At 64.3% G+C, this 13,208-nt stretch carries 19 protein-coding genes; 16 read left to right on the top strand and 3 right to left on the bottom strand.

Annotated elements, in window-relative coordinates; all coding sequences use genetic code 11:
* Positions 1–91: 91 nt before the first annotated feature.
* The gene (locus tag VE25_RS07440; RefSeq protein ID WP_244466881.1) at positions 92–427 is read left to right on the top strand and encodes an HNH endonuclease; all 336 of its coding nucleotides are present in this window, start codon (positions 92–94) and stop codon (positions 425–427) included.
* Here VE25_RS07440 and VE25_RS21750 read toward each other — a convergent pair.
* A complete protein-coding gene (locus VE25_RS21750) occupies positions 424–1,014 on the bottom strand; it encodes a DUF2441 domain-containing protein (RefSeq protein WP_052731806.1) in 591 nt (196 codons plus the stop codon). The genes VE25_RS07440 and VE25_RS21750 overlap by 4 nt on opposite strands.
* Between VE25_RS21750 and VE25_RS07430 the strand changes: the two genes are divergently transcribed.
* The 13 genes from VE25_RS07430 (at position 1,013) to VE25_RS07365 (ending at position 9,976) form a co-directional block, all read left to right on the top strand.
* On the top strand, positions 1,013–1,414 hold the full coding sequence (locus VE25_RS07430; RefSeq protein WP_046107965.1) for a hypothetical protein: 402 nt from the start codon (positions 1,013–1,015) through the stop codon (positions 1,412–1,414). The genes VE25_RS21750 and VE25_RS07430 overlap by 2 nt on opposite strands.
* 133 nt (positions 1,415–1,547) lie before the next feature.
* Positions 1,548–3,197: a terminase large subunit gene (locus VE25_RS07425; protein ID WP_201776054.1), complete on the top strand. Its 1,650-nt coding sequence runs from the start codon at positions 1,548–1,550 to the stop codon at positions 3,195–3,197.
* A complete protein-coding gene (locus VE25_RS07420) occupies positions 3,194–4,531 on the top strand; it encodes a phage portal protein (protein WP_052731805.1) in 1,338 nt (445 codons plus the stop codon). The genes VE25_RS07425 and VE25_RS07420 overlap by 4 nt, the downstream gene beginning before the upstream one ends.
* A 5-nt stretch (positions 4,532–4,536) precedes the next feature.
* Positions 4,537–5,217 carry an HK97 family phage prohead protease gene (locus tag VE25_RS07415; protein ID WP_046107963.1) on the top strand — a complete coding sequence of 227 codons (681 nt, stop codon included), beginning with the start codon at positions 4,537–4,539 and terminating at the stop codon, positions 5,215–5,217.
* A gap of 12 nt (positions 5,218–5,229) precedes the next feature.
* Entirely contained in the window at positions 5,230–6,441 is a 1,212-nt protein-coding gene (locus tag VE25_RS07410; RefSeq protein WP_046107962.1) for a phage major capsid protein, read from the top strand.
* A 68-nt stretch (positions 6,442–6,509) separates the two neighbouring features.
* Positions 6,510–6,770, top strand: coding sequence for a hypothetical protein (locus tag VE25_RS07405; RefSeq protein WP_046107961.1), 261 nt, complete (start codon positions 6,510–6,512; stop codon positions 6,768–6,770).
* On the top strand, positions 6,767–7,360 hold the full coding sequence (locus VE25_RS07400; RefSeq protein WP_046107960.1) for a head-tail connector protein: 594 nt from the start codon (positions 6,767–6,769) through the stop codon (positions 7,358–7,360). The genes VE25_RS07405 and VE25_RS07400 overlap by 4 nt, the downstream gene beginning before the upstream one ends.
* Before the next feature lie 3 nt (positions 7,361–7,363).
* Positions 7,364–7,699, top strand: coding sequence for a head-tail adaptor protein (locus tag VE25_RS07395; RefSeq protein ID WP_046107959.1), 336 nt, complete (start codon positions 7,364–7,366; stop codon positions 7,697–7,699).
* The gene (locus VE25_RS07390; RefSeq protein ID WP_046107958.1) at positions 7,696–8,232 is read left to right on the top strand and encodes an HK97-gp10 family putative phage morphogenesis protein; all 537 of its coding nucleotides are present in this window, start codon (positions 7,696–7,698) and stop codon (positions 8,230–8,232) included. Before VE25_RS07395 ends, VE25_RS07390 begins: the two co-directional genes overlap by 4 nt.
* A complete protein-coding gene (gene gp17 / locus VE25_RS21745; protein WP_052731804.1) occupies positions 8,232–8,624 on the top strand; it encodes a tail completion protein gp17 in 393 nt (130 codons plus the stop codon). The genes VE25_RS07390 and gp17 overlap by 1 nt, the downstream gene beginning before the upstream one ends.
* A gap of 29 nt (positions 8,625–8,653) precedes the next feature.
* Positions 8,654–9,340: a phage tail tube protein gene (locus VE25_RS21740; protein ID WP_052731803.1), complete on the top strand. Its 687-nt coding sequence runs from the start codon at positions 8,654–8,656 to the stop codon at positions 9,338–9,340.
* Position 9,341: 1 nt separating this feature from the next.
* Positions 9,342–9,755, top strand: coding sequence for a GTA-gp10 family protein (locus VE25_RS07370; protein ID WP_052731802.1), 414 nt, complete (start codon positions 9,342–9,344; stop codon positions 9,753–9,755).
* Positions 9,752–9,976, top strand: coding sequence for a hypothetical protein (locus tag VE25_RS07365; RefSeq protein ID WP_046107957.1), 225 nt, complete (start codon positions 9,752–9,754; stop codon positions 9,974–9,976). The genes VE25_RS07370 and VE25_RS07365 overlap by 4 nt, the downstream gene beginning before the upstream one ends.
* Positions 9,977–9,979: 3 nt before the next feature.
* Here VE25_RS07365 and VE25_RS07360 read toward each other — a convergent pair whose 3' ends face one another.
* Positions 9,980–10,369, bottom strand: a complete 390-nt coding sequence (locus VE25_RS07360) for a hypothetical protein (protein ID WP_152664546.1) — start codon at positions 10,367–10,369, stop codon at positions 9,980–9,982.
* 13 nt (positions 10,370–10,382) lie between these two features.
* Here VE25_RS07360 and VE25_RS07355 point away from each other — a divergent pair, with 13 nt between their 5' ends.
* Together VE25_RS07355 and VE25_RS07350 are read left to right on the top strand one after the other, a co-directional pair.
* Positions 10,383–12,020, top strand: coding sequence for a hypothetical protein (locus VE25_RS07355; protein WP_152664545.1), 1,638 nt, complete (start codon positions 10,383–10,385; stop codon positions 12,018–12,020).
* A gap of 3 nt (positions 12,021–12,023) precedes the next feature.
* On the top strand, positions 12,024–12,680 hold the full coding sequence (locus VE25_RS07350) for a hypothetical protein (RefSeq protein WP_046107954.1): 657 nt from the start codon (positions 12,024–12,026) through the stop codon (positions 12,678–12,680).
* Here the strand turns inward: VE25_RS07350 and VE25_RS07345 are convergent.
* The gene (locus tag VE25_RS07345) at positions 12,677–13,183 is read right to left on the bottom strand and encodes a hypothetical protein (protein ID WP_152664544.1); all 507 of its coding nucleotides are present in this window, start codon (positions 13,181–13,183) and stop codon (positions 12,677–12,679) included. The two genes, VE25_RS07350 and VE25_RS07345, sit on opposite strands and share 4 nt — an antisense overlap.
* Positions 13,184–13,208: the final 25 nt, after the last annotated feature.

The following is a 13,208-nucleotide window of genomic DNA, read 5'->3' as shown; positions in this document are numbered from 1 at the left end:
CTCCCCTTTGCCGCTCAAAGGGGTGTGAAGTAGCTGCCCCGGGAGTCAATGGCAACGTGACGCCGGGACTAAGGCAAGCCAGTAGAAACGCATGCCAAGCAAACCACCCGCCAGCCAGGCCATGCTGCATAAGGCTAGAGCCCGCCGCACCTCGTATGATCGCAAGCGCAACCTGCAGGAGTGGCGTCACTGGTACTGGACTTCTCGCTGGCGAAAGAGGGCCAAGGCCCAACTCGCCGCCGAGCCGCTCTGCGCCATCTGCTTGAAGGCTGGCAGGGTGACGGCGGCAACGGTCGCAGACCACGTCGAGCCCCATCGTGGCGACCCGGTGAAGTTCTGGGAAGGTGAGCTCCAGTCCGTCTGCGACGAAGCTCCATGGCGCTGTCACTCGAGCGTGAAGCAGCGCGAGGAAGGACGGCTCCTCTAGCGGGGAACGGCGCCAACTATGCGCAGAGGTGTGGTTGCTAGAAGTTCACGGCATTCACGCCCGTTGATCGGCGGCAGCATTTCTCCGAGCCAGTATCGACGGATCCAATCCAGAGAAAGGTGGCCATCAGGGACGTTGTTGCGCCAATCTGTCCGATGAAGAGTTGCTCGGTTGTCCACTAGTTCCACTTGGTAGAGCAGCATCAACCGTCTGGAGTTGTCAGCATCGGCGTAGTGCTTTGCCTCGTGGACATCATCGAAGAAGAACGCGGCTTCGAGGCGCGAGGGGAGGTGCGCGAACTCGTTAGCGCGCACATCTTCCATCGCAGCCTCGATTGCGAACCGCCCATGACTGAGCCCATAGAGCCGAATGATTCGTCCCCAGTTTCCGGGCTCCACTATCGATCCAACGCCAAGTGGCGTCGAGTTCAGGTGAAAGTAGACTGTCACCAACTCCCTCCCAACAGCCTGTAGGGCATTTGTGCAGGAAGGGTGGGTGAAAAGTCTAGAACCCTTCGCTTCTGCACCGGTGGCCCAAGCAAAAATCTGCGCGTGCGGATTAAAGTCGGAATTCAGGAAAATCTCCATGCAGCGTGGCCCCAAAGCCCAATTACCTTCCGAGAAGAAGGCCAAGGGCACCTATCAGCCGGTCAGGGATGGTCACAGGGTCGAGATCATCGAGCCGATGTCCACGCCCAAACAGCCGGACTGGCTGACGAGCGAGGCAGAGGAAGTCTGGCTCGACGACATCGGACGCGTGAAGCTCGCGACGGAATCGGACAGCAGCCTGTTCGCAAACTACTGCTCGCTGCAGGGCGCCATCGTGAAAGCGATCCGAGCCGGCGAGACGCCGCCCATTGCGGCCTTCACTGAGGTCCGAAAGATGCAGGAAGTGCTGGGCATTGGAGGGGCGCGCAGCCGCGTCGGCGTAGTGCCCGAGGGTGGCAAATCCGGGAATGTCTTCGCCCGAAATGGCCGCAGGCAGTAGGGGGCACGGCGCCCGCGACTATGCGGGCATTGCCGAGAAGTGGGCTAGGGACGTCGTTGCGGGCAGGGTGGTCGCGTGCAAGTGGGTCAAACTCGCGTGCCGGCGTCATCTCCGTGACCTCGAGCGGTCTACGTTGGACAAGCGCTGGGGCTTCTACTTCGATTGCTGGCACGCAGACGATGTGTGCGATTTCATCGAGAAGTTGCCCCACGTGGAGGGCCAATGGAAGACGGCGACGATTTTCCTCGAGCCGGCGCAGGTCTTCATCCTCACCACGATCTTCGGGTGGCGCAGAAGGGAGGATGGCAAGCGCCGCTTCAGCTACGTCTACATCGAGATGGCGCGTAAGGGCGCCAAGTCGACTCTGACCGCGGGGGTGGGATTGTACTGCCTGACCTGTGAGGACGAAGTAGGCCCCCAGGTCATCGTCGGCGCTACCACAGGAGAACAGGCCAAGAAGGTCTTCGGCCCGATGCAGAAGATGGTGCGTCGCAGCCACGATCTGCAGGACGCGTTCGGTGTGACTGCGTGGTCGCGATCAATCACCTGCGCCGCCAACTATGGGTATGTCCAGCCGATCAACGCCAAGGGGTCTACGCAGGACGGGCACAACCCGCATATGGGCGTGCTCGACGAGCTCCATGCCCACAAGGACCGCGGGCTCTTCGACGTCATCAAGTCGGCGTTCGGCGCCCGGTCCAACCCGCTGATGTGGATCATCACCACGGCGGGCTTCAACACAAACGGCGTTTGCTACGAGCAGCGCACCTACCTGACCAAGGTCCTCGAGGAGGTATTCGAGGCCGACCACTTCTTCGGCATCATCTTCACCCTCGATGACGAGGTGCTGGATGATGACGGCAAGGTCATCACGCCGGCCGACGATCCCTTCGACGAGAAGGTCTGGATCAAGGCGAACCCGATGCTAGGGGTGACGCCGAGCCTCAAATACCTGCGCGACGAGGCCAAGGACGCGAAGGCCTCTCCGGGCAGCGAAGGCAACTTCCTGACCAAGAACCTGAACCGGTGGCTCAACGCCAATTCAGCCTGGCTCAATATGGCGCGCTGGAAGCAGTGTGCCGACCCGGCACTGAGCTGGGATGCCTTCAAGGACCTCGACTGCTGGATCGGCGGTGACCTCGCGGACAAGGACGACATCACCGCCCTGGTGCTCGCCGCCTTCGACGCCGATGACAGGCTGATCTTCAAGCCCGTGTTCTGGCTCCCCGAGGCGGTGCTGGCGGACCCACTGCACGCCGAGGGTAGAGGGCCAGCTCCCTATCGCAGCTGGCATCAACAGGGACACCTGCGCCTCACGCCCGGCGACTGGGTCGATCACAACGAGGTCGAGCGGCAGGTCGAGCAGTGGATCGAGGAGTACGCCATCCGGCGCATCACCTTCGACCAGTTCGCCGCGGCGCAGGCGATGGCCAGCCGCTTGAACGAAAACCATGGCAGTGGAGACGAGCCCTTGGCGGAGATCCTGCACAAGAAGGCGGCTGCCGTTACCGATCCGGCCAAGGAGCTGGAGGCCCGCGTCAAGGGCGGCCCCAACCGGCTCCGGCACGACGGCAATCCGGTGATGAACTGGATGGCCTCGAATGTCGTCGTCAGTCGGCGCCGGGACGAAACGCTCCTTCCGATCAAGGAGAGCCAGATGAGCCCGAACAAGATCGACGGGATCGATGCGCTGATCAACGCCATCGCACCGGCGGTGGGTATGGCGACTGAGGCCGGCGAGGACCTCAGCGATTATCTCGCCAGCATGAGGGCGATGGCATGAACCCGTTTGGGTGGATCGCCAGCTGGGCCCAGAACCCGAAGATTTCGGGTCGGGACAGCAAGGAAACCTTGGCGGCCTATGTCAACCGCGCCGCCGCTCGTCCAACGGTCGATGGCTCGCTCGCGCTGTCGACGGCATGGTCCTGTATCCGGCTGCTCTCGGAAACCACCGGCACGCTGCCGTTGCCGCTCTACCGCAAGCTTTCGCAGGACAAGCGCGAGCTCGCATCTGACCATCCGCTCTACGGTCTCCTGCACGACAGCCCCAATGCGTGGCAGACTGCGGCCGAATACTGGGAGGGGCAGGTTGCCCACCTGTGCGGCTGGGGCAACGCGTTCTCCGAGCAGAAATTCATCGGCGACCGCCTGGTCGCGCTGGAACCGCTGCCGCCGACCACGATGGTCGCACGCGATACCAACGGCAACCTGCGTTACGCAGTCAACGACCGTGGCCGGAGGGAGATGCTGCCGGCCAGCAAAATCTTCCATGTTCGGGGATTCGGCTTCGGCGGTGACGTCGGTCTCTCGCCGATCCAGTACAACTGGCGGACCCTGCGCGGATCGATCGCCGCCGAGGAAGCTGCCGTCCAGTTCATGGAGGGTGGACTGCAGATCGCCGGCTTCGCCAAGGAGGCGCCCGGCGGGAAATCGACCACTGAACAGCGGCGGGAGCTGATGGAGCTCTTCGCCGAATTCATGGGGTCGAAGTCCAGCGGCAAGGTGATGCCGCTGCCGACGGGGTGGGACTGGGTCCAACTCACCATGAACCCGGAGGACGCACAGCTCCTCGAGACGCGCGGCTTCAATGTCGAGCAGGTCTGCCGCATCTATCGTGTGCCGCCATTCATGGTCGGCCACTCCCAGAATTCGACCAGCTGGGGCACGGGCCTCGAGCAGCAGAATACCGGCTTCCTGACCTACAGCCTGCGGCCGTACCTGGTGCGGATCGAGCAGGCGGTGAAGAAGCAACTGCTCAAGCCCGGCGAACGCATGTCGCTCTATGCGGAGTTCGTCCTCGAGGGGCTGCTACGGGCGGACAGTGCCGGACGAGCGGCGCTCTACGCCTCTGGTGGCCAGAACGGCTGGATGACCCGCAACGAAATGCGCCGCCGCGAGAACCTGCCTCCTGCCGAGGGTGGAGACGTCCTGACCGTCCAGTCCAACCTCATCCCGCTGGATCGCCTGGAGGCACAAGCATCGTCGGGCGAGCAGCAATTGCGGTCGGCGATGATGAACCTTCTGTTCGGTCGTGATCTCGACGCGCTCATCGACCAACGGCTGAGCACTCGGATGGGGCACAACGGCGGCCCGCCGTTCGACCCAAGCAAGGAATGATCCTCATGAAAACCAAGGATTTTGCCCTGGAGGTGAAGAACCTCTCGGATGACGGCACCTTTGAGGGCTATGGCTCCATCTTCGGCAACGTCGACAGCTATGGCGAAGTCGTCGAGGCAGGCGCGTTCAGCAAGTCGCTGGCCCGACATGCCAAGGCGAAGACCAGTCCGCTGATGTTGTGGCAGCACAATCCCGACTACCCGATCGGTGTGTGGGAAAGCCTCGAAGAGGACAGCAAGGGTCTGTTCGGGCGCGGGCGGTTGCTCAAGGGCGTACAGAAGGCCGACGAGGCGCACATCATCATGAAGAATGGGGCGATCCGCGGCCTCTCCATCGGCTATCGCGAACTGCGCGCCCAGCCGGACGGCAACAACCGCACGCTGCTCGAGCTCGACCTCATGGAGATCAGCCCGGTGACGTTCCCGGCCAACGACAAGGCGCGGATCACCGCCGTCAAATCCGAACGCATGGAGGAATTCGCCCGCCGGCTGCGCGATGGCGAGCCCATGCCCGTCAAGGAATTCGAGGACATCCTGCGCGAGGCAGGCGTCCCCAAAGCCATGGCCGTACAGATCGCCTCTGTCGGCTATGCGAAGGCCATTCGGAGCGAGTCCGAGGGCGTGAAGGCGAACGACCTGGCCAACCTGCGCAACGCAGTCTCGGCCTTCCTTCAACCCCGGACTTAAAGGAGCATCCCGATGTCCGAAGAAGCCGAAATTAAGCAGCTCGCGATTGAGCTGAAGACCGCCGCCGACGAGGTGAAGAAGCAGGCGGAAACCACCAACACCGAGCTCAAGAACCTCGGCAAGGTGACCGAAGAGACCAAGAAGGCCGCTGACGAGGCGCTGATCAAGCACAACGAGATTGCGGCTCGGATGACCGAGCTCGAGCAGAAGATGGTGCAGCGCACCGTCGAGCCGCAGCAGCGCAAGTCGGTTGGCCAGATGATTGTAGAGCACGAGGACCTGAAGGCCTTCATCAAGGCCGGCGTGAAGGGCCGCGTCTCGATCCCGGTCAAGGCGATCATTTCCGCTCTGACTACGGACGCCGACGGCTCGGCCGGCGACCTCATCGTGCCCGACCGTCGTCCGGAGATCATCACTCCGGCGCAGCGCACGCTGACTATGCGCGATCTGATCACGCCCGGTCAGACCGCCTCCAATGCCATCCAGTACGTCCAGGAGACGGGGTTCACCAATAACGCGGCCACGGTGTCCGAGACGTCCGGCGCAACCAAGCCGCAGTCGGAGATCAAGTTCGACCTGGTGACGGAGGCGGTGGCGACGATCGCCCACTTTGTGCTCGCCACCAAGCAGATCCTCGACGACGTGCCGCAGCTGGCGTCCTATATCGACGGCCGTCTGCGCTATGGCCTCGCCTTTGTCGAGGACAACCAGATCCTCAACGGCTCTGGCACCGGCACCGACCTTAACGGCATCTACACCCAGGCGACGGCTTTCACCCCGCCGACCACGCTCCCGGGCCCGGTCACCAAGATCGACGTGCTGCGCCTCGCCATGCTGCAGGCGTTCCTCGCCGAGCTCCCGTCGACCGGCATCGTGCTCAACCCGGTTGACTGGGCGACGATCGAGCTCGTCAAGGACACGACTGGCCGACACATCATCGGCAACCCGCAGGACGGCGCCGCGCCGCGCCTGTGGCGTCTTCCGGTGGTTGAGACGCCGGCGATGACCGTCGACAAGTTCCTCACCGGCGCCTTCCGCCTCGGTGCGCAGCTCTTCGACCGCGAGGAAGCCAACGTCGAGATTTCGACCGAGGACAGCGACAACTTCCGCAAGAACCTCGTCACCATCCGTGGCGAAGAGCGCGCGGTGCTGGCGGTCTATCGCCCCGAAGCCTTCGTCAAGGGCGACTTCTCGGACGCGATCACGGCGTCGACCAGCCCGTGATGAGCTTCGGCTGATCAAGGAGGGCGGCCTCGTGCCGCCCTCTCTATGAGCCGAAAGGAGAGAGTGCCATGAAACTCTACGCAATCGACCAGGTCAGCATTTCGTCGGTGAAGGCCGATACGCTCCGCCCCGGCGAGCCGTTCGAGGTGTCCGACGCCTTCGGCAAGGAGCTCCTGGAAAGGCTCCCGCACGCTGTTTCGGACCAGCCCCCGAAGGGCAAGGCCGAGCCGCGCCCGAAGAACAAGATGGAAGCTCCGCCGGCGAACAAGGCTGACCCGCTGGACCATGACGGCAACGGCCGCAAGGGCGGCGCCAAGAAGGCCGAATGATGCAGGTCCGCGTCGTCACGCCGCCCGATCCCCTTGTCACGTGGACGGACGCCAAGGCGCATCTGCGCCTCGATTCCGATTTCGAGCAGGAGCTCGTCGAGGGATATATCGCGGCGGCGACGGCGTGGATCGATGGGCCGGCCGGGTGGCTCGGGCGGAGCATCGGCGTGCAGACGCTCGAGCTCACGAACTGCGCGTTTGGTAACGATGCGCTGCCCTACGGCCCGATCGTCGCAATCGAGACCATTCATTACAAGGACGCCGCCGGCATCGAGCAGGTGATGCCTGACACAGACTACAGGCTCGTCGCCGACGGCAGCATCTACGCTGAGGCGTGGCCGAAGGTGGGCGATGACCCGGAGGCAGTGCGGGTCAGATACGTGGCCGGCTACGCGCCACGCGAGATCGTGCCAGAGGAAGGCGGCGACCCCGCCCTGATCCCGACTGTGCCCACGCCGATCAAGCAGGCAATCCTGCTGCTCGTCGGTCAATGGTTCGTAACCCGCCAGGCGGTGAACGTTGGCAACATCGTCAATGAGATGCCGTTCGCCGTCGAGGCGCTGCTCGCGCCCTACCGCGTGTGGAGATAGGTCGTGCCGCAGGATCCGGGCGCCCGCAACCGCCGCATCGTCATCGAGCGGCACGTGATCACCTATGACCAGTGGAACCGCCCGACCGAAGGCTGGTCGCCCGTGGTGACGGCCTGGTCCTCCTGGCGACGCGCGACCGCCAACGAACGGCTCGCCTCGGGGCAGGTCGGCGCCCAGGTGACCGACATCTTCGAGCTCTCGTGGTTTCCGGAAATCGCCGACCTCGATCCCAAGGATAGGCTGCGCTTCGACGGCAAGACCTATGACATGATCGAGGTGACTGAGGTCGGCGCGCACGAGGGCCTGCTGATCCGCGCATCGGCGAGGGTGGACGGATGAAGGTCTCATACAAGGTCGAGGGCCTCAGCGAGTTCGACGCCGCCCTCGGGCAACTCTCCAAGGCGACGGCGCGCAACGTGCTGCGGCGCGTGTTGATGAAGGCCGGACAGCCGATCGCCGACACTGCGGCGCGCCTGGCGCCGGACGATCCGGAGACGGGTACCCCGGACCTGCACACGTCGATCACCGTCTCGCCGCAGCTCAAGAACCCGGTGGGGAAGGCTGAGTATCGGGAGGTGCTTCAGGCGGGCGGCTCGAGGGCGGAAGCGGCGGCCGCTATGCGAGATGCCCGGCGCGCGGGTAGCGAGACCTTTGCCGAGGTCTATGTCGGACCTGACTACCGGCAGTTTCACGCGCACTTTCAGGAGTTCGGCACGGCGCATCACGGTCCCCAGCCGTTCGTGCGTCCAGCCTTCGACCAGGAGGCCGGCAAGGCGCTCGACATCATCAAGGCCGAGCTCGGCGACGAGATCGAGAAGGCAGCGCAGCGCGCGGCTCGTCGGGCGGCACGCAGGGCCGCGAGGGGATCGTGATGCAGCTGGTGCTCTCCAATTTCCTCATCGCGTCGCCGGCGCTCGCCGCGCTGATCGGAAACCGTGCGTTCTGGGATGAGCTGCCGCAGGGGCTCGATAGCCCGGCAATCGTCATGTTTCTCATCTCGTCGGTGCCTGGCTACACCCACCAGGGCGCCGATGGCCTCACCAGCGACCGCGTGCAGTTCGATTGCCGGGGGCGCACGGCCGACGAGGCGCGGCAGGTAGCGGCTGCGCTCGACGCCCGCCTCAGCGGCTTCAAGGGGACTTTCGAGGGCGTCCGCTTCCAGGGCGCCTTCAAGCAAGGGCATCGCACCCGGTCCGACAAGGTCGAGGCGATCCGCTGGTTTACCGCCAGCGTCGACTACATCATCTGGTCGGCGGCCGCCTGACCTTCCTTTCCAGCACTGGAGAAACTGCAATGACTGATGCACGCATCGGCTATGGCACGGTATTCGAGATGGCCGAAGAGGTCACCCCGACCGTGTTCGTGGCGCTGGGCGAAGTGATCAACGTCGATCCCGGCGAGGACGAAGACGAGGAGGTGGAGGTGACCCACTACCAGTCGCCCGACCGCACCCGCGAGTACATTCCCGGCCTGACGACGCCCGGCGAGGCGACCATCGAGGGCAACTACGTGCCGGGTTCGCAGACCGACCAGATGATCATTGCCGCGCGCGGCAAGAGGAACATCGGCCGCATCACGCTGCCCAACGGCGTGCGCAAGACCTTTCCGGTTGTCCGCCGCGGTTACGCGCAGGCGCTGCCGATCGACGATCGCATGACGTTCACGGCCACCTTCCGCCGCGCCGGGGCGACGACGACCGACACGGCCACGGCGCCGGTCAACGGCGTACTGCCGGCGATCTCGGGCGAAGCCATCGTCGACGGGGTGCTGACCGCCTGGCCGGGCGTGTGGGCTCCGTTCGCCGACTTCACCTTCCAGTGGAAGAAGGATGGCGTCGACATTCCCGGCGCAACCGGTTCCACCTACACCGTCGTCGTGGGCGACGTCGGCTCGGCCATCAGCGTGGCGGTGACCGCGACAAACACCGGCGGCGCCGCGACTGCCGAGAGCGGTGAGACAGCGGAAGTGGTGGCGGCGTAACATGGTGAACCCACTGCGCGGCGAAGTCGCCCTCGAGGTCGAGGGCGAAACCTACACGCTCTGCCTCGATATCAACGCCATCATCGAGGTGGAGAATCTGCTCGATATCGGCATTGCCGAGGTGGCCGGCCTCTTCAGCGAGCCGGGAAGAGTACGCGCCGGATATGTGCGAGCGATGCTCTGGGCGGCGCTTCAACGCCACCACCCGCACATCGAGTTGCGCATGGCCGGAGACCTGTTGGTCAAGGTTGGCCTGGCCAGGGTGATTGAGACCTTGGGCGAAACGCTAGATGCCGCGTTCCCTAGCGAGGAGGGTGAGCATCGCCGGCACCCTCCGACGACAGCTGGGACTGGGAAGGTCTCCACGTCGCGTTCATCTCGCTCGGGTTCGAGCCGGAAGCGTTCTGGCGGTTGACGCCGCGCGAGCTTTCGGTTCGACTGACCGGCGCCCGCCGACGGCTGGTGCGCGAGCATGACGAGCGCATGGAGCTGGCCTGGACCATGGCCCGGCTCAATGCCTATGCGCCAGAGAAGGCGCGGCAGTTCGTCAAGCTCGAAAGCCTTTTCCATCGCGAGGACAAGCGACCCCAGCGGCAAAGCTGGGAAACGCAGGCGGCGATCCTGGCCAGCTGGTGAGGGTCAGAACTTTTCGACGGTGCCATCGGCGTAGACGACGCCGGTGGTGCAAAGGGCGAAATCGACCAGGTCACGATCGACCTGATCGAGCCGTTCGAAACCCGGAAGATAGATGTCCTGAGTGAATTTCAGGCCCGGCTTCAAGGTCATGTCCCTAACAATCGGGTGGCCGCGGTCGCCGATGACGGTGCCGAGGGGATCAACAAACATCGCTTCGGCCTCGATCATCACGATCGGCTTCGGGCTGTGGTTGACGAGGATCATCGTGCCAGATGTCCAGTCGATCATCTCAACCAGTTCGCTGGTGCCCTCCTGACAGATGTCGCCTTCCTGCCCGGAGGCCGACCCCATCAACACGAGAAAGGAAGCGGCTATGGCTGCTAATGCTCGCATCGGTGCCCTGCATGTGGCGTTGGGGCTCAACTCTGCACAATTCGAGCAGGGACTCAAGAAGGCGCAGACCGGGCTTAGCGGCTTCGCAAAGTTCGCCAAGGCGGGACTTGGTACGGTGGCGGTTGCCGCCACGGCGGCCGGCGCTGCCCTGTCCGTCGCGGTCAAGGGCGCGATCGACCATGCCGACGAATTGAGCAAGACCGCGCAGCGGGTCGGCGTGGCCACGGATGCGCTTTCGCAGCTCGAATGGGCGGCAAAGCTCTCCGATGTCGGCCTCGAGCAGTTGTCGGGCGGGCTGCAGCGCTTGACGCGCAATCTGTCTGAAGTGGCGCAGGGCCGCAGCCCGCAGGCGGCGACGGCGTTCCGTGCGCTCGGCATTCAGGTGACGGACGCGGCCGGGCGGTTGCGGAGCTCCGACGCGGTGTTCGCCGACATCGCAGAGCGCTTTGCAGCCATGGAGGACGGCAGCGAGAAGACAGCCCTTGCAATAGCGCTCTTCGGGCGCGCAGGTGCGAACCTCATCCCTCTCCTCAATTCCGGGCGCACGGGCCTTGCGGAAATGGCTGCCGAGGCCGACCGGCTCGGAATCACCATCGACACCAACACGGGCAAGGCGGCGGAACAGTTCAACGACAGCCTGACCCGCCTGCAGGCCGTGTTCGATGGCATCGTCAACAAGGTGATGGCGGCGGTGCTGCCGGCGCTCAACCGGCTGGGCGACACGCTTGCCTCGCCCGAGTTCGCGGCCTCGGCACAGCAGATCGCGACAGCAGTTGTCGATGCCATGAGGATCGTGGCCGACGCGGTGATGGCGGCGGTCGGCGCGTTCAACGCACTACGCGAGGCCATGGCCTGGGCCAACACCCATGACATCTTCGGCAACGAGTTGGCGCCGCCGGAGTTCGGTTCCGCCGAGTGGAAGAAGGCTTTCTGGGGTATTGGCAAGTCCGGGCCGTCACCCAAGGATCAGATCCTGGAAGGTCTCGCGTCCGGTGCAGCCGGACCCGGCGACGACTTCTTCGCCGGCATCTTCGAATCCGCCAATTCCACGGCAGATGCGTTTGGCCGCCTGTCCGACGAGATCGAGGGGATCGGCACCTCGTCCGCCACGGCCAGCAGCGGGGTGGCCAAGGTCAAGACCGAGCTCGAGAAGACCAAGCCGGCAATGGAGCAACTCGCCCGTGCCGGGCAGCAGATGACATCGACCCTGGCCAGCGGCTTGACCGAGATCTTCAAGGGCGTTCTGACCGGTGCCAACAATGCGGCCGATGCCGTATCGGGCCTGCTGGACCAGCTGTCGACGATGGCGCTCAACGCGGCTTTCCAGGGCCTGCTCGGTGGATTGTTCGGTGGGTTCAGGCTGCCGGGCTTTGCCAATGGCACGAACTTCGCGTCAGGCGGCCTCGCGGTCGTCGGCGAGCGTGGGCCGGAGATTGTCAACCTGCCGCGCGGGTCGAAGGTCATCCCGAACCATGAGCTACGCAGCGGCGGAAGGAGGGGCGGCATGGGCGCTCCCATCTTCCAGATCGACGCGCGGGGCGCGCAGCTCGGCGTTGCTGAGGAAATCCGCCGGGCGCTCGAGGACTTCAGCCGGTGGACGTTGCCGCAGCGCGTCAACGATATCAACGCCGATCCGCTGGTGCGAGGGTAACCCATGGCTCTGGCGACACCCTTCACGCTCGAGCTCTTCGGCAATCTCATACCGATCCTGTCGGCGCCGTTCGTGCTGATGGACCAGGACGAGATCTCGGGGCTCGGAACCGGCGAGGGCCTCACCCACGATCTCGGACCCAAGCTCTGGGAAGCGCCGGTCGAGACCGCCCCGATGCCGAACGGCCGGTGCCTCGCCCTGCAGGCGATGATCGAGGCGCTCGATGGATCGCAGGGGACATTCTACCTCTACAATCCCATGGCGCCTTACCCGCAGGCGGACCCCGATGGGTCGCTGATCGCCGGCCACACGCCCGAGCTGCACACCATCGCGCTCAATCGCAAGGAAGTTCGGATCGACGGGTTGCCCGAGGGCTACGTGCTCACCGGGGGCGACATGTTCGCGCTCGACTATGGCAGCCCCTCACGGCGCGCGCTGCTGCGCTGCGTGACCGGAGCGACCGCCGACCAGGTTGGCGTCACGCCGCTGTTCGAGGTTCGCCCTCATCTTCGCCCCGGCATCACGGTCGGGCTGCCCGTGCTGCTCGCCCGGCCGGCGGCGAAGGTGAAGATCCTGCCGGGCAGCCTGGCGCTGCAGCCCATCGACATCGTCAACGCCCGGCTCTCCTTCCGCGTCCGCCAGACGCTCGCCGCTGGCTAGTGCGGCCATAAGGGCCACTCCAAGATGATCGCCAGCATATTATAAAAAAGGATGCCAACGGCACTGAGGGCGCTGCCGATCGACAGGATCATCGCGATGATCCATGTCCATATCTGCCCGCGGGTTGCTGATTTGAGTTTTCTTTTTCTCTCAAAGTTCTCGAATGCTCTGAGAAACTCCGTCGGTTGTTTTGGCGGGTTGAGCAGGCCCGACAAAGGCAGCAACTGTCGAGTGATCGAGACCATCTTGTAGATCTCGTACAAGACGAAGATCAGCAACGAGAAGCCCAATAGCAAGGCAACGCTGGCGCTCGCCAGTCGGGGCAGTTCGTTGCTCACAAACGCCCAAATTGAAAATGCGCCCGCGTAGCCGCCTACCGTAACTAGGCTGGTGTACGCGGCTGCCCTGTCGAAGGAAACTGACGTGATCTGCAACAGCATGTCCGTTGTGATCTTGGCCGCGCGCTCCTGCTCGCTCAAGGTTTCGTCGCCTGTCGAAAGCATCGATCTCGTCCCCCTACCTGGATCG

Source organism: Devosia geojensis, assembly GCF_000969415.1.
GTDB lineage: Bacteria > Pseudomonadota > Alphaproteobacteria > Rhizobiales > Devosiaceae > Devosia > Devosia geojensis.
Note: the sequence above shows the minus strand (reverse complement) of the source record. Positions and strands in the feature narration are given on the sequence as shown.